The 20376-nt window shown below is 35.3% G+C and carries 14 protein-coding genes and 2 pseudogenes; 9 read left to right on the forward strand and 7 right to left on the reverse strand.

The genetic code is table 11. From position 1 onward, the window contains the following. The first annotated feature begins 53 nt into the window (after positions 1 to 53). The 3 genes from NL281_RS03870 (at position 54) to NL281_RS03880 (ending at position 3053) form a co-directional block, all read left to right on the forward strand. Positions 54 to 278: a hypothetical protein gene (locus tag NL281_RS03870; RefSeq protein WP_253303663.1), complete on the forward strand. Its 225-nt coding sequence runs from the start codon at positions 54 to 56 to the stop codon at positions 276 to 278. 42 nt (positions 279 to 320) lie between these two features. After that, on the forward strand, positions 321 to 2417 hold the full coding sequence (locus tag NL281_RS03875) for a hypothetical protein (protein ID WP_253303664.1): 2097 nt from the start codon (positions 321 to 323) through the stop codon (positions 2415 to 2417). A 369-nt stretch (positions 2418 to 2786) separates the two neighbouring features. After that, on the forward strand, positions 2787 to 3053 hold the full coding sequence (locus NL281_RS03880) for a hypothetical protein (protein WP_253303665.1): 267 nt from the start codon (positions 2787 to 2789) through the stop codon (positions 3051 to 3053). Positions 3054 to 3116: 63 nt separating this feature from the next. Here the strand turns inward: NL281_RS03880 and terL are convergent. Further along, positions 3117 to 3785: pseudogene (terL, locus tag NL281_RS03885) on the reverse strand (phage terminase large subunit); the annotation flags it as partial. A 54-nt stretch (positions 3786 to 3839) separates the two neighbouring features. Between terL and NL281_RS03890 the strand changes: the two are divergent. Both NL281_RS03890 and NL281_RS03895 read left to right on the forward strand, forming a co-directional pair. Next, positions 3840 to 4244: an IS4/Tn5 family transposase DNA-binding protein gene (locus NL281_RS03890; RefSeq protein WP_253303667.1), complete on the forward strand. Its 405-nt coding sequence runs from the start codon at positions 3840 to 3842 to the stop codon at positions 4242 to 4244. 135 nt (positions 4245 to 4379) lie between these two features. Beyond that, positions 4380 to 5411, forward strand: a complete 1032-nt coding sequence (locus NL281_RS03895) for an IS4 family transposase (RefSeq protein WP_253303668.1) — start codon at positions 4380 to 4382, stop codon at positions 5409 to 5411. Positions 5412 to 5505: 94 nt separating this feature from the next. On the opposite strand, the gene NL281_RS03900 is transcribed toward NL281_RS03895, so the two are convergent. Continuing rightward, positions 5506 to 5658, reverse strand: a complete 153-nt coding sequence (locus NL281_RS03900) for a hypothetical protein (protein ID WP_253303669.1) — start codon at positions 5656 to 5658, stop codon at positions 5506 to 5508. Between the two features lie 41 nt (positions 5659 to 5699). On the opposite strand from NL281_RS03900, the gene NL281_RS03905 reads away from it, so the two are divergent. From NL281_RS03905 to NL281_RS03920, 4 genes and pseudogenes are all read left to right on the forward strand, one after another. Then, positions 5700 to 6656 (forward strand): IS5 family transposase, encoded by a 957-nt coding sequence (locus tag NL281_RS03905; RefSeq protein WP_253303014.1) that lies wholly within the window; start codon positions 5700 to 5702, stop codon positions 6654 to 6656. A gap of 801 nt (positions 6657 to 7457) precedes the next feature. Continuing rightward, entirely contained in the window at positions 7458 to 9011 is a 1554-nt protein-coding gene (locus NL281_RS03910; protein ID WP_007549232.1) for a Mur ligase family protein, read from the forward strand. 6 nt (positions 9012 to 9017) lie between these two features. Further along, positions 9018 to 9608, forward strand: coding sequence for a COQ9 family protein (locus NL281_RS03915; RefSeq protein ID WP_253303670.1), 591 nt, complete (start codon positions 9018 to 9020; stop codon positions 9606 to 9608). 22 nt (positions 9609 to 9630) lie between these two features. Continuing rightward, positions 9631 to 9945 (forward strand): annotated as a pseudogene (locus NL281_RS03920) (hypothetical protein); the annotation flags it as partial. Here NL281_RS03920 and rsmD read toward each other — a convergent pair. The 5 genes from rsmD to NL281_RS03945 all read right to left on the reverse strand — a co-directional run bounded on the left by rsmD (position 9903) and on the right by NL281_RS03945 (position 20367). Next, positions 9903 to 10451, reverse strand: coding sequence for a 16S rRNA (guanine(966)-N(2))-methyltransferase RsmD (gene rsmD, locus NL281_RS03925; protein ID WP_006280837.1), 549 nt, complete (start codon positions 10449 to 10451; stop codon positions 9903 to 9905). The pseudogene NL281_RS03920 and the gene rsmD sit on opposite strands and share 43 nt — an antisense overlap. Positions 10452 to 10573: 122 nt before the next feature. Continuing rightward, positions 10574 to 11206, reverse strand: a complete 633-nt coding sequence (locus tag NL281_RS03930; protein WP_253303722.1) for a WD_0853 family protein — start codon at positions 11204 to 11206, stop codon at positions 10574 to 10576. Continuing rightward, on the reverse strand, positions 11196 to 14924 hold the full coding sequence (locus NL281_RS03935) for a TrbL/VirB6 family protein (RefSeq protein ID WP_253303671.1): 3729 nt from the start codon (positions 14922 to 14924) through the stop codon (positions 11196 to 11198). Before NL281_RS03935 ends, NL281_RS03930 begins: the two co-directional genes overlap by 11 nt. Before the next feature lie 89 nt (positions 14925 to 15013). Beyond that, complete coding sequence (locus NL281_RS03940; protein WP_253303672.1) at positions 15014 to 17968, reverse strand: TrbL/VirB6 family protein; 2955 nt, start codon at positions 17966 to 17968, stop codon at positions 15014 to 15016. Further along, positions 17965 to 20367, reverse strand: coding sequence for a TrbL/VirB6 family protein (locus NL281_RS03945; RefSeq protein WP_253303673.1), 2403 nt, complete (start codon positions 20365 to 20367; stop codon positions 17965 to 17967). Before NL281_RS03945 ends, NL281_RS03940 begins: the two co-directional genes overlap by 4 nt. Between the last annotated feature and the right edge of the window lie 9 nt (positions 20368 to 20376).

Below are 20376 nucleotides of genomic sequence, written 5' to 3' on the forward strand. Positions count from 1 at the left end.
CTTAATTTTATTTTTAGTATATTAACTGCATAATATTTTTACTGGAGGGTAATATGCCGAATGATAATGGTAAGGAAAGTTTTAAAGGAGAAAAAGAGTGGGATCGTCAAAACACAGCACCAGGCGGTGGACAATTGGTGAGAGTTAAAGGAGCAAGAATTGATGATCATCGTGATGCACTTAAGGACGTACGAGAGAAGCAACGTCAATCTGAGCAGCCTAGCAGTTCTATGAGCGGGTCGAGCTCTAGTGGAGTTGGTAGCGGTAACAAAAGGTAGTAATAAAAAATAGTTGTTGTATTTAAAAATGGGGAGGTTGGTATGTATAATACAGAAACAGTAAGGGCGTTGATTAACGCTTTTAATGTGCATAATTATGCTCGTGATACAGTTGAAACTAATTTTACACTGCAAAGCAGGTATGGGAAGAACTGTATCGTAGTCTCATTTGATAAGAGTATGGATACGTATCAGTGTAGAAGATATCTGGACAGTATAAAAAAGAAGATAATACGTGAATTCTACGGCATTGAGGAAAGTAATGATGCAGAAATATTGGATACAGCTAAGCTAATTTTTGATGTTAATTCTTTCCCGTTTTATATCAGTGATAGAGACTGGTCTTGGGATAAACAGCATGGGTTTAAGTTTGTAACACCTGTAGATGAGGGCGTAATTTTTAATTTGAAGTCTCATTTGGCTGCTTCACTTGCAAAGGATGTTATAGAAGGCATGCCAACTTGTAACATTAGGGCATCTGACAGGAAAGGTTATTTATGGCACGGTGAATTTGATAATAAAGGATTACGCAAGAAATTTGAGAGTATGTTTTTATCAAGGATGAAAGCAAGATATGAAAATGTTCCTAAGAAGCCTTTAGAGGTTAAAGGCAATAGTGTATATATCAAAGATGTTTTTGATGACGTTCGTTTTATTGATAGTGTAACACGGTATAAGGCATGGCTTACAGGTATGGACCTTGGAGTTGGCAACGATGTTGATTGCAGAGTGCAGTTATTTAGATGTATGGTAATAAGATCTATTTATCAAATGGTAAAAGTAACAATAGATGGCTTTGTTTCTGCTTCTCCTTTAGATAGAACAGAAGCCTCAATTCTTACACCCATTATGCAAAATGGTAAGGGAATTGAGTTATTAACAAAGGAAGACGCACGTGCTATAAATCGTCGATTTAATAATGCTGTACTTGCTGATATTAATGGTAGAACTCAAGCAGAATTATCAACGAATGGAAGCAGTGGAATATATGGCATAGACTTTTCTAATAAAGAAATTTCTCACTGTGTGATAACTAAAATTATAGAAAACTCTGTAATCAACAAAGACCATGAACTGTCCATTGACACTGAGCTTCGTTTTCGAGCATTGTCGCGATCACCATCGACTGAACTGTCAGATATGAAATGGGAGTCTCCCACGCGGAGTCAGGGTGGAGTAAAGGATTCTCCCAGGCAAGGATCAGAAAAAGAAGAAGGAGAAGAAGGACCGCGGTTGCTCAATTATGTAAATTCAGTTAGAACGAGTGATAGGCCATTGACAGATCTGAGTTATGCTACAACTAGTTGTGGTGTTCCAGGGATATCTAGAGATCTAGGTGCTGTTCAAAATGTGCAAGCAGGACCTAGTGGTTCATCATGGACACGGAGTGAACCTTCATCATCGAAAGGTGCTGAGGCAGATGATGAAAGTATGCCAATAGAGATTCGGGGTGAGCAAGTGAGCTATAGGTCATCCGGGCCATACATACGCGGAGGTAAAAGGATGCAGTCAGTGTTACAACGGTCACAAATGACCTATAGATCATCATCGATTCCTTCTCCTAGAGCATGGAAGAATTCAATGTCCTTAAATTCTGGGGTTTCTGAAGATTCTCTAAAAGATACGGAGAACATTTATAATGAGGAACCTGAAAAACAGCAAGTTACTAAGGAAAAGGAAGAAGAAAAGTTGTTTAAAGCATTGCTTTATTGGTTTAACTTAAATAATTATGCTTTGGATCCTCCTCATACTAACTTTATTGTAAAAAATGGGAAGATTGCTAGTTTAATTGATGATAGTGTTGATGTAAAAGAATATTTACAGGAGATAATAGATAAAACGAAAGAAGAGTATCGTGTCAATAAGGAAGAAGCCTATGATTTCAATGAGTTTCCATTTCAATTTCTTTCTAATTGTGAGAAAAACCAAGAAACAACAGTTGTTGCTAATATAAGTCGTGGTGCCTTATATAACTTAAAAAAACTTTTTATTCAGAAGCATGAGAAAGAAGTAGAAATAAAAATAGAAGATATCGACATTAACATCGTCGAAAAGTATGTGAAATCTAAAAAGGACGAATGGGTAAATTCCCAGGTGCGAGAACATAGGTTATGCCCTTACTATTACCCACAAATATAAATGTTTGTTGCATAGCTCTTAATGGCATAACTTTTGCTTGAAATAACTGTTTATATGGTGCAATTTACAGCTTTTAGTTGCTAAAATTATAACTCTTAGTTTAATAATTTTAATCTAATAAGCTTTCAGGTTAATAAAATTAAATTATTTGAGTAAATACAATACTATGTTTTTATTTGTGGGTAATAGTAAGGGTTATGCCCTGACGCAGCAATTACATCCTGTTATCCCGATGAAAGCGCATTAGAATATATTTCAATTACAAAAGACGAAGGTGGATGCTGGATTGACCGTACTTATGATGCTTCGGAAGTAAAGTCGTTTAGGGAAGAGCGATGGCTTGCTAAAGGTACGTCAAAAGCTGAAAAGATGAAGTCCGAAGATAATAAAGACAGCGGTATCTCTTCAGCGGAGGCGACTGATGCTGAAAAGGTAAGCTCCAAAGCTGAGGCAACAACAAGTGGTTATGAGTCTATGGATTGTGAGAATACTAGAGAAGGATCGCCAAAACGTAGGTCTCAATCGCCTGTAGGTGAAGGTAATCCAAGAAAATCTCCGAAAAGAGGTTCTTCACCACTTTCAAGGCTGGAGTCGTTAAGTTTGAGTAGTTCCTCTCATCAAATAGGTAAGTATTAGGCTTATTAATTTCACTGCTCTCAGCCACCTAAGTGTTTTATTAGGGTTAGGGCCAAAGTTCCTGACCCTGAAAGCACTGGTGTTAATTTTTCTCATCCATTGCAGATATTGCACGGTACTATCCACTTGATCATTGTGGCGAGCTTCTGGGAACATTAAAATTTCGTACTCGAAATCGCTGAGCCATACTGCTTGCTGTGGCAAAAAAACCCTACCAGACTCTATCACCGGAACAATTTGATAAAATCGAGTGAGTTTGTCATTGTGTGGAATTATTTCGATAATCGGTAGATCGCTATTTGCCTTTAGCTCTTGTGTTAATTGTTGACCACTCGTTTTTGCTTCAATCAAAATTGCGTGTGGCGTCCATCTTGCAGCTAGTGACAGAACTTGCTCTTTAAGCTTTGGGTACTCAAGCTTTGCTCGATATACATCAAGTAAATAGAATTTATTATCTATTTTTGCCCAGGTGGTGCAGACGCTAAAGTCGCTGGAATCGTTTGTTGAAACTGCAGTGTCCCAGCTTTGAGTTACATGTGAGAGATTATCAGGGAAATTTTTATAGCGCTTTAGCCACTCTTGTTTTATTATACCACTTGAAAGCGGCAGGGGGTTTTGTTGATATTGAGCAGCAAAAGCGTAACTCCCGAGTTCAACTTTTATCATCTCAACTTCTTCTCTTCCTCCCTCCAGGGGATATAATAACTCATTCTCTTCTCTTGAGTATAATACTTACTTTTACCCACAAATGTAAAAAGTGAGTAAGCTAAATAATTTAGGATCAAAATGATAGAAACAAGTACAAGCGTGCAATATACAGATGGCTTAGGGGATAAATGGCTGGAAAGAGAGTTAAAACACATTAATTTGGGAGATAAAAGGCTTAATAAAAGGCTTATAAAAACAAGTTATTGCATAGAGGGTAAGGCATCTGGTTCAATTAATCAAAGCTGTAGTGGGTGGAAAGAAGCTAAGGGTGCATATAGATTATTTAGCAATGAAAAGCTTGAAGATAAGGAAATTTATTCTTCCCATTATAAAGAAACTAAGGAAAGAATAAAAGGAAACCAGTTGGTCTTTTCAGTTCAAGATACAAGTTATTTGGATTTTGACTCTCATATAAAGACTTTACTATTACCCACAAATATAAATGTTTGTTGCATAGCTCTTAATGGCATAACTTTTGCTTGAAATAACTGTTTATATGGTGCAATTTACAGCTTTTAGTTGCTAAAATTATAACTCTTAGTTTAATAATTTTAATCTAATAAGCTTTCAGGTTAATAAAATTAAATTATTTGAGTAAATACAATACTATGTTTTTATTTGTGGGTAAAAGTAAGTATAAAGACCAAGAGACTAGGCAGTATTTCTAAAGCTTATACAAAGCATAAAATGGGTTTACTGTTGCATAGTGCCTTAATAGTCAGCAGAGACGGATTACCTTTAGGTCTATCTTCCCAACAATGTTGGGCGCGTTCTATTAGGGAAGAAGAAACGGCACAAGAAAAAGCAAACAGAAAATACCGTACCTCCATAGAAGAAAAAGAAAGTTATAAGTGGATAACAGCTCTTAAAGAAACTATAAACAACCTTCCTCCAAATGTACAACTTGTTACCCTTGGTGATAGGGAAGCAGACATCTTCAAATTTTTATGGGTGGCTGAGACGTTAGGTAGTTTTTATGTAATCCGCAATCGAGCTAATAGAAGATTTATCTGTACTGAAGTCGGAAAAACAGATTTGCAAACACGCATCACTCAACTGCCAGTAAAAAAGAAAATTTCTCTAGAAGTTACTAAAGGTGGAAACCAGAGATCAAGGAAAGCTAATATTGAAGTTAAGTATATGAAAGGCTATATACCTATCAGATCTTCTTCCATTTATGGGTCAAAAGATACAATACATAAAATAAGTGATAAAATCCCTGTATATGTGGTAAGTGCAAAAGAAACAAATCCTCCTGATGGATTGGAAGCTATCGACTGGATTCTACTAACTAATGTACCGATTAATAATACTTTAGATGCCATAGAAAAGATAAATTGGTATAAGCTAAGGTGGAAAATTGAAGAGTATTTTAGGATTTTAAAATCAGGATGTAAGATAGAAAGCTCCCGCTTAGCTACAAAAGAAAGATTACAGAAGTTAATTGCTATAAAAAGTATAATCGCGTTTAAAATTTTATATTTGACAAAAGTGGCTTTATCAAATCCCATGGAAATTTGTACTAAAATTTTAAGCAACGAAGAGTGGAAGGTCCTTTACATGCGTGAGTATCGGGTAGCAACATTACCCGAAGAACCTCCAAACATAAAACAAGCTATTATTTGGTTAGGAAAATTGGGTGATTTATGAATAGAAAAAGTGATAATTTACCAGGGTCTATGACTCTATGGCGGGGCTATGAAAACCTTAAGGAGAGCATTGTTATGCTTCACATCATAACCTCTCAAAATTGTGGGTAAAAGTAAGAGTATAATACTCTTGCAGGTAGTGTCATTCCAGCATTTGATGCTGGAATCCAGTCTTTTGCGGTTGAATTTTCTGGATCCCAGTGGGCTTTGTTGCATAGCAACTGAAAAAATCTGGTGGCTACTGACAAAATTCATTATAAAATAGCCATTTAACCTTGAAAGAAAAAATATGCCACAAAAAATGAGAGTCAGTAACTGCCATGAATATAACAAATTTCTCCAAGAAAGAGGAAGCATTTTTTGTTATATCAATGACGCCATAGAAAATTGGTACGAGAATTGTCCAAAAATGCAGGGCGGCAACTATATTTATAGTGATAAAGTTGTGATTTTGGTGCATATAATCGTCAGTTTCTTTAGAATTGGTTTAAGACAAACAGTCGGGTTTATAAAAGGGTATTTGCAACAAATAGGAAGAGATTTGGCAGTTATCAGCTATTCACAAGCATCAAGAAGGTTTAAGAAACTTAATATTAAGATAAATGATTGCAGAATTGATAAAAATAATATGGAAGATATCGAAATTGCTATAGACAGTACAGGAATTAGTATATACAACAACACTCCTGGTCACAGCAAGGAAAATAGCACTGACAGAAAATATCGTGGCTATGAGCAAACGAGAAAATTGCACGTAATGTTGAATATAAACAACAAAAAAGCCATAGCTGTAAAATACAGTAACGGTGTCTACTCTGATCACTATGGAGCTTGTGATTTGCTAAAAGAAGTTGATTTTCAGCATGCCATAAAAGCACTATATGCAGATAGAGCATGTGATAGGCACAAGTTTTATAAGTTGTGTAACAAATATGATATAAAGACAAAAATTCCACCAATAAACAATGCGGCAGAACATCCAGAAATAGATTATATGTCTGACAGGAATGCTGCTATTAGGTTAATAAAATTATACGGTGAAGATGGCATGAAAGAATGGAAAAAAGAAGTAAATTATGGGAAAAGATCTTATATTGAAGGGTTTTTCTCAAGATTAAAGCAAATATTCGGATTTAGTTTTAGGAATAAATCTGAGATAAATCGAGAAAAAGAACTGCTAATCAAATGCTATTTGCTTAATAAATTCACTGATATTGGTATGGCTAAATTTGAGATAGTTACATGAATTTACCATAAATCACCATCTCATAAAGTGTGATGCAACAAAGCCCACTGGGATCCAGGAATTTTATTAAGTTAGTAAGCATAAAAGTATAGCTAACGCGAGCTCTACGTCATACCGCCGCGGTATCTCTAGATCCCGCTAACACGTAGCGGGATGACGAATTGCTATACCGCCACGAACCGTCATACCGCGATTCATTCGCGGTATCTCAGCCGCTAACAAGAGATCCCGCTAACAAGTAGCGGGATGACGGTTGTTGTTTAGCTACAAACGTTAAGAAATTTACTAAGCGAAAAAAAAGGCAAAAGAAGCCCCGTGGTTATTATCTGCTTTAAAATATTGGCGTTTTTTATGTTTTAAACGCTTGACAAGCGAAATTCAGCTGCTTTTAATTGCAACTAACCTACGCTGCAAATGTTTAAGAAATTTACCAAGCAGAAAAAAAGACAAAGAATCCCCGAGTTAGCTAGTCTTTTACTATCTCTGTCGAGTATTGGCATTTTTTGATGTCTTGTAACGCTTTATAAGCGCGTTCAGCTTATTTAGATAAAAATCTAGATGTAGATGAAGTTTTGTAAAGACATACAGTATCTATATACTGCAAAAAATTGAACATAAGACGCCGATACATTAAGTAATCCTTACCTTTTAATCTGCAGATTGGCGAAAGCAAATACAATAGCTTCAGTTTCATGATAAGGGCGCTGGCGGAGTTTGTCAAGCAAGTTTTTTCGTTTCTATTGAATGACAGTTATAACCTACGCAAGAAGTCTGTTGTAGTTTGTACGATATCTTTATAAAATGGTTCGCATAAGTTATCTAGCAGTGCAACTAAACAAATACAAAAATCAAAACGTTGCGGTTTTTGGTCTTGGTAAAACTGGTTTATCCGCCATTAACGCTCTAACAAAGAGTGGTGCAAGAATATATGCATGGGATGATCATGAAGAGCAAATAGCAAATGCAAAAATGATGTATAAAAAATGTAATTTTATTCATCCCAAGGAATACAATTGGCATGAGATCAGTGCATTGGTTTTAAGCCCTGGAGTGCCAACAGAGCCACATTGGATAGTAAAACTTGCAAGGAGATTTGATTGCAAAATAAAATCAGACATTGAGCTATTTCTTGAAGCTAAAACTACGAACCAGAAGGTAATAGGCGTCACAGGAACAAATGGTAAATCAACCACTACATCACTAATAGGGCACATATTAAAATCTGCAGGGAAAAAAGTAGCTATTGGTGGAAATTTAGGCGTTCCTGTTTTGGATCTAGAAAGAGATGCAGAAATTTATGTAATCGAACTCTCCTCTTTTCAATTGGAGTTGATGAATGAAATTAACGTGGACATTTCAGCACTGCTCAATATTACACCAGATCACATAGATAGGCATGGAAGTATGGAGAACTACATAGCAACTAAATTAAAACTGATAAACGGTAGTGAGGTTGCCGTAATAGGATGTGACAATGAGATTACTGCTGATATATTCAACAAATTCACTGGAGACAAAATTCCAATCTCAGTAACATATTCCCCGATGTCATTCCAGCGCGTGACGCTGGAATCCAGAAAAGAAAAACCATTGCCAACTACTCAGATGACAGAGGGTGGTGCAAGAGATCTAATATCATTGGCAGGTAACAATTTGCTTGATTATAGTGAACAGATTACTGGTATAGATCGAAATTATCTGGATCCCAGTGTCAGCTACTTGGATGACAAAAGGGGCACTGGGATCCAGAAGATCTCGTTAAAACTAGAGAATCATAGCTTATCAGTAAGCGACGTGAAAATAAACCTAATATCCAACGCAGAAAACATAGCAGCCACATATGCCGTATGTAAGGTACTTGGAGTAGATAGCAACACTATTATCAATGGAATCAAGTCCTTTTCAGGACTGAGGCATAGGAATGAACTGCTTGGCAAAATAAGAAATGTGTTTTTCGTGAACGATAGCAAAGCAACTAATGCAAAATCGAGCGAAAAGGCGATCTTATCTTATGAAAACATAAATTGGATCGCTGGTGGAAGAAGCAAAAAAGGTGGAATAGAATCATTAAGCAAGCATTTTACAAGGGTTAGAAAAGCTTTTCTTATTGGAGAATCAACCGAAGCTTTTGCAAATGTTATGGAGAATAAAGTAGATTATGTTAAATGTTGCAATCTAGAAGATGCATTCAGATTGGCTTTTGAAGAGGCCTTAAATAGCGCAGAAGAAGTAACAATATTACTTTCTCCCGCGTGTGCTTCTTTTGATCAATGGAAAAATTTCGAGGAACGTGGTGAAGCATTTTGTAGAATGTTTGAAAATCTCAGGTACAATCACACATGCTGTTTAGTATAATGTTGCGTGGAACAAAAGTTAATAATAGATAAGCTAATTAGGGTTATTCCATTTGAAGGGATAAGCGATGAAACCCTATTAAAGGTGTGCACTGACCTTAATCTAGCTAATAGCTTTTGCAAATTTCAGAATGGAATATATAGCGCTTTGGAGCACATAGCAGAGGACTTAAATAGCTCAATGGAAGCTGAACTAAGGAATTCTAATTTAGAAGATATGAAAGTGCGAGAGCGAGTAAAGTTAGCCATTCAAATACGCCTTTCAAATTACGCTAAGCTACCAAATTATAGAGAACTTTTAAAAAATGTTTTATCATTCTCCGTATCACCAAAAAATACATATTTTTCTAGTAAACTTTTATACAGAACTATTAGTGCGATTTGGTATGGCATTCATGACCAATCAACAGATTTTAACTACTATACAAAAAGAGCAATATTAGCTGGAGTGTACTTAAGTACGATACTTTTTTTTATCAATGATTATTCAGAAGATTTTGTGGATACTTTATCGTTTCTTGATAACCGTATCAACAATGTCATGACATTTCAAAAATTCAAAACTCGCTTAAAAGGAATCATAGGAAATTTCTTATAAGCTATTGATTGTTGGTAGAAAAGTACTTGAGCACGATCCTGAAAAGGTTTGTGAAAATAAAAATATTCATGCTGATCATAAAGAACATTTAGTTTATCGTGAGGATAATAATGGTACAACAAAATACACCAGTTACGAAGAAAAAGAAAATAAATTTATTGAAGAAGCACATGAATATTTAATAGACTCTGAATTTAATAAAAATTTTGATCTAGGGCAGTACAGAATAAGTAATTTCTCCGGAAACTTGACGAAAATAGAACTGGAACTCATCAATGAAAAGTATATGCAAGTTCAAGTTAATAGAGAAAGAAAAATTATTCTCGCTATACCGTAGGTGCGTTCCAAGATTATACTGAAGTTTTTATTGCACTCAAAATCTTCGTTTTTCCTAATCTCTAGAATTATCAATGCATCATCACTTAACCAGCCTGAGTGAGCTAGTCCATTCAACGTTGATTCAACTAGATTGCTATTGTAAGGTGGGTCTATAAAAACTATGTCACATTTTGAAATAGGTTGTGGTAAGCAGTTAGCACTGCAGCAAATTAGCGTAACATTGTCCGTAATTCCAAAATCTTTTGCTGTTTTTTTAGGCAATTGCAAATTGTAATAATCTGAATCTACCATAAATGCATGTTTAGCGCCGCGAGAAAGCGCTTCAAATGAAAAAGAGCCACTTCCGCAAAATAAATCAAGTACATTCAAGTTATAAATAGGTTTCCTTGAGGAAAGCATATTAAATATTGCTTCTCGGACAATACTCATAGTTGGCCGTGCAGCTAAATGCTTACCTGTAGTTATTTTTCTTCCGCGATATTTGCCTGCAATGATGCGTAGCATATTAAATAAGCTCCAAAATAATTAATTATTTATACTATATGATTAATGTCAATATGGCTTTAGCAGTTTAATAGAGAGAAGCTATCGAGTCGCTTGTAAGAAAAACACAAACACAAGACTCATCAGTTATCTTTTTCTGATTTGCCTGCTGCATTAATTGCTTGACCAATCTCATCTTGTAAATCATCATGATCATTTTTTTCATCATGATTTAGCCCTTCAATTCTGCTTTCTAACTCTAACTTAATTATAGTATTGATTTTATCTATATTATCAAGAAAGCCTCTACATTCTTCTTCACTATACTCTTTACCAGATGCCTTTTTTTCGATAAATAGACTTTTAAACTCTGTAAGATCAGAATTCTGATCGGTATTTAGTACAACATTTCTCTCTATGAAGCTAAGGTCTGATAGCAATAAACTAACCTCTAATAGCTCTTCACTTTTAATGTTTGCAAGATTATCAAGATTGTCTAAAATATTAGACATCTTAAGCCTTTCTTGTGCAATCTCTTTGTCTTCCTTATCAAATTCAGACAATAAACCATGATTATCTACAAATTTCTCACTCAAAGCTTTATTCAATTTAGCAAAATTGACATCCTTGTCAAGTGATGTGTTATCCCGCAACAAGTCTACCCTTGCCCTACGCGCATTTAAAATGTCGTCGTAGTCATTTAACTTTATGTTGCCATCTTTGTCTTGCTGCAATTTATAATAATCAAGGCCTTTGAAATTTTTATTAGTCTTCATCTTCAATCCTCTTCTCATCTCCTTTTGCATCTGGTTTCCTCATTGGTTCCGGTAATTTCCTTTTACTGTCTTCTCGATTTCTTTTTTCCTCTCTTTCAGCACGTTTTTTTATAGCTTCCTGGGTATTCATTTCAAAAAGTGCCTTAACGTACTCTTCTGGATTTTTTGGTTCTTTAAATAAAGGCTTAAGATTATAAACTTCGTCTTTTCGATCTCTTTCTTCTTTTCTTCTAGCTCTTTCAGCACGTTTTTCTACAGCTTCTGGAGTGTTCATTTCAAAAAGTGGTGAGAGGTTGTAAACTTTATCTTGATTTCTTCTGCCTTCTCTTTCAGCACGTTTTTCCATACCTTCAAAAGCAGATCCAAAATCATCAATTTCATCTGAACCTTTTGGTTCCGTGCCTAAATTTCGTGTCACTTCATTTGATTGATCAGGCTTATCTTCTTCTGTTGGCTGATCATGCTGTAGTTGATTAGGCTTGTCTTCTTGTTCTGTGCTTAGTTCTCGTACTACCTTATCTGGCTGACCTCCCCCTCGTAGTCGAAGAGGGTCGCCTTCTTCTAGTGGCTGATCATGGTTATCTCTTACTAGTTCCGTGCCTAACTCTCGTTCTACCTTATTTGATTGATCAGGATTGTCTTTTTCTGGTTCTCTCTTACGGCCGATAGTGTAATCATGAAGCTTCTCTAAGAAATCTCGCCTATATTCTTTTGCTCTATAGAGTAGGTTATGATCATAGCCATGCTTTCCTATAGAGTCAAGACCATGCTCCCAAGTAAACTTCATAGCATCTTCTATTGTATAGCCCAAATGTGATCCTACGTATCCTTTATAATAATCTAAATATTTACCGATCCTTCTGTGTATAATATCTTCCTTATCAACTCCAAATGCCCTGTAAATTTTTTCCTCGAGCTTATCAACATCATTTTCAGGCGATGTTGCAAACTTCGTTGCTTCAATAGTAGCACCTACAAATTTACGTGGCACATCAATAGCGTATTTCAGCACTCCTCCAACTCTTGGTACTCTCCCCAGCAGATTAGCTGCACCTCCGGCTAATCTATCCGGTAAATGAGTAGCCCAACTGCCTAAAGACTCAAGTCCTCTACCAGCAAAATTTTGCCACTGCTGTTTGAATCCTTCCATTATGCCAGTCAAAGGCGATGCCTGATACATACTAGATATATTGTAAACGCTGAATCCACCACCAGCGATACTTGAGCCCATTTGTTGTACGAACGTGCGTAAGGAGAACATTAAAAATGAAAGCAAGAATAGTATAAAGATTTCCCCTGCATTGATTAAATAACCTCTCTGTATGTCTTGCACCCTTTGGTAATCGCTATTTTCTTGATAATTTTTGCAATCCTCACAATCTTTACATTTCTGACAGTATTCACTGTTGAGATCCTTATATAAATCATGAAGTTTCAGTATTCTACAACCTTGTTTTTCTACCGCACTCCGCACTAAAGATCTTATTTCATTAATTATTTCCCTATAACTATTGCATTTATTTATATCTTGACAGTAGCGTTTTATTATTTCACTAACATCACCTATCCTTTTCTCTATATTGTTGATCAGTAATATAATGTCAGCCCTCTCTGATGCATGGGATAAACTATTTGTTAAGCGTACTAGATCTTTTGCACTGCAGCCATTACTAACTACCATATCACTTTCTGCAATATAGTGGTCTGCTGGATTATCTTTAGTTCCAGGCATTGGATTAAAGAAAGGATAATCTATATAACGAAACCCTTTTATATGTTCACCATTTTTATCTTTAGGGTAATCCGGTGGAAGCGGGATATATCCAGCGCCTCCAGTAAATTTTATTGTACCACCTTCTCTGCTTATCTTTTCTATACCTTCTATACTTTTATCTATGTTAAGAGAAGAAGCTTCTCCAAGAGTGTAAGGTACAAAAATTTGCCCTGGGGTCCAACCAAAGTACTGCTTATCAACGATACAAAAACCGCCAAACACCCATTTTGGAGCACATAACTTTACCTCGAACCATTTATTGTAGCATACAGTAAAACCTAGTTGTCTATAAAAGGTGTTCATTATCATTGAAGCCAACAATGACAAGAGAGTAAATATCATAATCGATTGTAAACAAAAACTGGTGCAGAATTTTATCCAACCTTCAAATAGACTTTTCAGCGGTGAAAATAAAATAGAAATTAGAAACAGTGGCATGATAGCTATAAGAAAAGCTATACCCATAAAGCCAGAGAGAAATATTATGTAAGCATACAAGCACAACAAGAAGTATAGTACAATCCCTATGAAAATTGCCGGTATCATAAGAAGGCTTGCCCACATTTGGTAATGTAAAAACGCTGCAAACTTTTTCCAAACAGAATAAGCAAAAAATTTATTGAACATGTCCTCCATGAAGCTAAACAACTTAGCTTCATCTCCTTGAGCAATACTTCCGGTGTTCATGTTGGGAGCAAAGTTAGTAATTACACTTATCAATTGTTCAAGACCTTTAACGAATAAAACAAGAAAATGATCATAGAAAAATCTAAAACTTCCAGGAGATATAAGCACTATTACTAGAGTGATTTTCATCATTCTGATGAGCATATCATGCTTAGTTTCTCGTATCATGCCAAAAAGATAAAGAAGCGATGAAATCATTACAAATAGAACAAGCAAGGAAAGAACAAAATTGTGAAAGCTCGTACTTTTTTCAGCTATATTTTCGAACATAGCTTGTGCAACTGCAGGATCATTGCTATTAAAATGTTCTTTGCAATTTTCGTTAATCAATAATACACATTTTAGATAGTTATAAATGTAATCAAAAAACCCAAAACTACTTGGCTGCTGCACTCCACTTAAGAACTCAAAAGAGTAGCCACCTACATTATCTAAGTAATATCTATCTAATATTTTTACATATATTTTCCATCCCTTTTTTAACTTCAACTCATTACAATTTCTGTCCTTTAATTTAGTGTTATCTCTGTCTAAAGTAAAAAATCCATTGTCGCCCTCTGCTGTGGAGTTATAACCTAGATGTACAGTAGGATATTGAGGATCGCGCATTAACTTTAGATTTTCGTTAGGATCATCTTTCCCCGTTTGAAACAAAAGATAAGCACCATGACCGTTGGTAAACCAACATGGAGCACCACGTGATACTGTATTTGCACTATCATCTTCATTAATGCACTTGCAATTTACAGTGCAACTTGCATTAGGCTTACTTGAAAATTTTTGTATGCTAGGTTTATAATCATTACAAACTAAGTGAAAATTAGGTAAACTATTATCACTTTGTTTACCTTCAAATTTAGTTGCATATTTTAACTGCTCCAAGCTTTGTAAGGTATAACTGCCTTTTTTAGATTTCTTCTTGTTATTATTACTCCAAGATGTCCATGCACCATTAACTCGCACTTTTAAACTATCTCCATTGGTTTCGAGTCCGGTATCCTCCCACTTCACCACTTGGTTATGGTGAAAACCATAATTAATTTCGCCAGTTTCAGGATCAATAACTTCTCCATCTCCTGGAATAAACGCATCGTGGTCGCTTGAAAAATGAGCGCTTACTGCAATAGGTTTAGGACCAAAATAGTCAGCAGATATACACCTTGGAAAAGGCATATCGTTTTTACTACAACCTGTGATCAGCACATAAGCTGCAAGAAGTAATACCCTAAACCAACATTTGCCTAAACGTGATTGCATATCTAAACTTTTTCCAAATACAGAATAAATTTCTAAAACTTTACTTAAAATATCTTTTTAATTAGTTACTCCATAATATCATTTATATCTTACTCCTCTCCATTTTCTTCCTTGTTTTTAGCTTTAGCACTAGGATCACTTCTTATTGTTTCATCAGAATTTTTTTGCTGATCTGATTGTTTTAATGTTTTAGGTCTATCACTCGTTGTTTTATCAGAACTTCCTTTAGAATCTTCTTTTTTGTCTGGTTGCTTTGGCGTGTTAGGTAATTTAGCCTCAATTTTTCCCCGATCTTTACTCATTTTCTGCTTGATACTCTGTATCATACTTTGGGTCTTATCATCAAGGCCAACGGTTGACAGCATAGCTTGCGATGCGCTCTTAGCAACTGTACCAACACCGCCAGTAACTCCATAACCAGAGCTAAATAGTGTTTGTACCATAGTTTCCGATATAGAAACAAAAGCTTCCATTGCACCGGCAATAATGAGGTATATAAACGCCTGGATTAGGTCTATAGGTAATGCTGCAAAGTGTCCACCAGCCCTTTCTCCGGTACTGAGTGCAACATCAACGCTAGTGCCAGGACTGTATCCAAGAGGCAGTATTGATTTCATCAAGCACAGGTCATACGATAAGAAATTTACGCTAATTAAACATTGATAGCATGCAGAAAAATTTGTGAGGTTATATAAAACTGAATACATCAACTGATTTAAAAGAGATAAAAATGAAAATAAAATGACTGGTTCTAATGAAACATGAGCCAACGTTTTTATCCAATTATCAAACAAGGGTTTAGTCTTTTGAAATAGAATAAATACGATAAATAAAGGTGTTAATGACAGTAAAAACGCCACTAGAACAGTAGATATTACATATTTAAACGTAGCGCTAATAATGCATTTTAAGAACATAAAAGTAGCGTAGAGTATTGCCAAAAATGCAATAAAGCCAAAAGGACCAGAGAGCATCAATGATAAAAACTTTAACCAAGTTTCTGCTGTGAATAATACTCCTGCTGTCAAGTCTAAGAATGCAAATTTTCTCCCCCCTTCCCCTATATAGCCAGAAAAGCTATCAACCAAATAAGTGCTACCATCTATAAAAAGTCTGGATAAAGTTGTACCAAAAAGTTCCCAGCTTCTATCGCTAAAGGCAAAAGCTATAAATGCTATCTTGAACATTCTTACAATGAAATCAAATTTACTTAGCTGTATTGTTCCAAGCATATAGCCAACGACAGTAAATATAACGTATAGAGTAAGCAAAGCTCTTACCCCTTGAAGAAGACCTCTTGCATATCCTTTGTATGAATCTTTAACGCTGTCCCCAATTACTTCTTCTTTTATAAGTTTAAATACCCCGTTTACATTCGATGAAATAAAATCATTAATTTTTCTTTTAACAAATAAAGTTACTGTGTACTTATTATTTTCATAATATTTGCCATTTTTATCTGTAATGTCATCTCTCTCTACGTTGCTTACATTGATGCCGAAATATATCTTCTTAGATTCTTCGTTCTGAAAGTGTTCTCCGCTTATTACATCTAATATGGTGTACTCATCTTTTCCGTTTACTCTTTCTCTCACTCCTACCACTTTAAAATCATTAGTTCCCACACCATGCAAATCTTTAGGTGGCTCATCACCTAAATATACATATAATTTTTCGCCATTAATATATTCACATGATCTAGTCACTTTAACATGGTACCCTCCTCTATTATAGTAATAATGACCATAATCTGCGATAGCGAGCATCACACTACTACCGGGCGTTACCTCGTCATTTACTGGATAATCATTGTTCAATTCCAGAGAAAAATCCTCGAATTTATTGTTATCGCCAATTTGCGAACACATATTATCCCCTTTTGCACCCTCTTTCTTTGGAAGACATTGAATACCTTTAGCGGTATTTTTATCATCAGGATCACCAATTTTTGCAACAAGAGCCTCAGCCCAAGATTTATCATCTTCAGTAAAACTACCTGCTTTAACATTCCCTTCCATTTTTTCTAGATAAGAATACATATCACATTTATTTCCTTTATCGTACTTCTTATACCTTATAGAGGAGACACAGTTCCGTTCTCCTGCTTGACCTAAACCATAGTTCCATATACCCTTCTCAGTATAGCATATATTTTGATGGTAACAGTTAAGCTCATAGGAGGAGTACTTTTTTCTCTCATCAAGACTACAGTTTTTTCCATCACATAACTCGTTCAATCCTATTTTAGCGCGGCGTAAATCAAGTAGTGAACCATATACCCATGGTTCGTTGTCTTGAATATAACCTTTATTAAAATGCACCTTATTATCATATGGGGTATACCCATTGCCAACTAGCACTTTGCTTTCCTTTGCTTTTGTTTTATCAAGAGGTAAAAATTGTATTTTATTTTTTGTACCATCTTTACCATCACAAAAAAACTCTCCCCCCTGATGTACTTCACTCACTGTAGCTTTCTTATATACAGTTTCCTTACGGTCATTTTCTACAGCTTTATAACAATTGTCATCAAAATTGATGCCTTTCCCTTCTGGATTGTCGTAATCAATTGTTATTTTTCTGGGAACTAAGCTGAAGCTTAACTTGTCACCAGGATTTACTTTAATTCCAGTGTCCACATAATGTCTATTGCTGCCAAATCCTTTGCCACCACATAGTTCGTTTTTACTTTCATTAACACCATAATTGTTAGGTACACTATTAATATCCGCAGCCTTACTATAATTTGGTTCTGAGCCATCAGCACAAAAGCTAGCTGGCACAAGTACTTTCCTTGGATTTTTGTCTTCTTTAAAAGGGCAAAAATTTACTGATCCATCGAGGGTGAATTTGATTTTCTCACCCTGACTAATTACCTGACCAGAATCAACCCAATGAATTTTAACTCCTTTATCGGCTTTATGAACTGGAACATCCACGTTAACACTAGTGTTTCTGCTCTGTAACCCAGGCTCAACACAATCCATAGTACAACCAGTGATTGCAAGACACAGTATCAACAATAGTGATCTTTTACTTATCATTGCTGTCTTCCTTGTGGTATCTGAGGCGTTGACCTTTGAGTCCCTTGTGGTATTTGAGGTCTTGACGTACCTGACTGTTGAGAGGCATCTCCTCTTTCTCTTCTTTGAACGCTTTGTTCATCTAACCCTACTGTTCCCATTAAGCTTTGTTGATACTGTCTTCCAGGTTCGCTTGCTACATAAGCACCAAACAACGAGTCAGATATTGCCGAAGAAGCTTCAACTAAAGCTTTCATAGCGTGTCCCAAAATAACAAAAGCCATCATAGCGGTAATATTAGGTGTATATTTGGAAGCATAACCATAAAAAATACAAGGGTTAAAAATCTTTAGGTTAATATTAAGTATACATGTAGAGCAGACCTCAAAATCAAATACTGAATACACAATATAATCCATAACCTGACTTATCAGTGATATAAAAATTAAAAGGACCACTGGATGAATTGCAAATCTTGCTAAATTTTTAACCCAGTTTTGAAACATCTGCCTAGTATACGCAAATAAAAGACAAATAATAAAAATAGGTGCTAAAGAAAGTAATAACGCAACTATTGCTATAGATGTAATAAAAGAAAATAAGGCATTAAAAATAGATAAGCTCACTGTGATTAAACCCCAAATCACCAAGCAAAAAGATACAATGCCCAAAGGGCCAGAAAATATAAGAGATACTATTAACAATACTGAATGCGATGACAAGAACCTATTGAGCGGCAAATCAAGAAACTCAAAAACATTTGAAGTAGTGCCTCTAAAATTTGCTATTTCTATTAGTTGTTTTGGAGTGTTAATAAATATAGAGAATGCGTTGTTATAAAAAAAGTCCCAGCTATTATCCTGCAATAGCTGGGCGATGATTCCTATCTTTACGCATATAATTAAAAACTCATATATAGAAATATGAGTTAATCCAAAAAAGTAATAAAGAGTATATAAGATTATATATAGTACTAATAGTGATATTATAGTAGATCTAATGGTATTTGTTCTGCTTGATTTTATAAAACTTTCGTAAAGAGACTTCACAGGACTAGTATCAGAGTGAATTGCGTTAGGGTCTTTATAATTAGAGCCGAAAAATGCAGTTTTCACTTTTTCATCAAAGAAATTATATATTGCACTAAAAGTTTTTGTAGGTGGCTCTTTAGTTGTTAGGTTAATACTAAACTGACCTTCATTTTTGTAATCGCAGCCATGGTCTCTTATTCCGTAATATATGGTGCCTTTTTTTTCTTTTAACTTTTCCTTTAAGCCTTCCATGTACTCAGTATCATGAACTTTGCTGATATCTACAGATATATCCGCTTGGTTTTCACCAGGCTTATGCTCAGGAAGTTTGTCAGAGACGCTTATATACAAGCTATTTTCTAGACTGTGGTTCTTTGTTACTCTTATATTGAAACCACCTTTGTCATTTTGATCGTAGCAGTACTTGTCATTTCTACTACATAAACTAAAAATTAATCTTGGTGTTCGATAGTTATCTCTTATCTTGTGATCACAATTAGTGCATAAACCACCTTCTGGAATGTGTTCAAAATTCTCATTATCCATGTAAGCACGTAATAGTGTAATGTCAGTTTTTACCTGTTTTCCCTTTAATACGTTACTAATAATTTCAGCAACAACAGATTCACCACTAGAATTTAAAGCATTGAATAGCTCAATTTCTATATTATTATATTCAATATACACGCAATCCTCGCCTCTACGACCAGAAGAAAATTTACATATACGTCTACAGAGTGAATTTAAAATGTGCGTATCTATCTTACTTGCACTGCTCTCTGAAAGCTTGCTGCAATCTATATTTTCTCCTTGTTTTATAGAGTTAATAATATTTTCAATTTCCTTTTTTCTTTCATCTTGATCTAACTTCGAAAAATCTGAATCCCAGTACTCTCTTCCTCTCAACCATTGCACATCGCCTATTATATATTTATTAGGACATATCCCATCCTTGCCACCTTGGCATTTCTCTTGATTTAAAACATGTGCAAAATGTTCTGTTTCTTGCTCGCTACACTTTTCGTCGATTTTCAAATACCTGATTTTTGTCTCACTCTCTTTATCTTTACACACTTTACTTCCAATCACACTAAAGCTTATCGTATCGCCTTTTTTAAGTGCAAATGGTAATGCAACGTCATTTCTCCCAGGCCCAATTGCAAAATCTGCATACTGCTTAGGACAAAAATTAACCTTACTAGGCACTATATCAATCTCTGTTACTCTTATTCTATCTGAGATATTAACACCAGAATCAACCCATTTCTGCTCTGTTGACACTATATCTAGTTTTTCACGCAAACCTGATAAATTTTCTGGCTTAATACAGTGATGTTCCCCGCAGCCTGACAGAAAAAAAAACGGTATTATCAGCAAAAATTTTAGCATAAATCCAAC

The sequence above is a fragment of the Wolbachia endosymbiont of Phyllotreta cruciferae genome (assembly GCF_918697765.1).
GTDB lineage: Bacteria > Pseudomonadota > Alphaproteobacteria > Rickettsiales > Anaplasmataceae > Wolbachia > Wolbachia pipientis.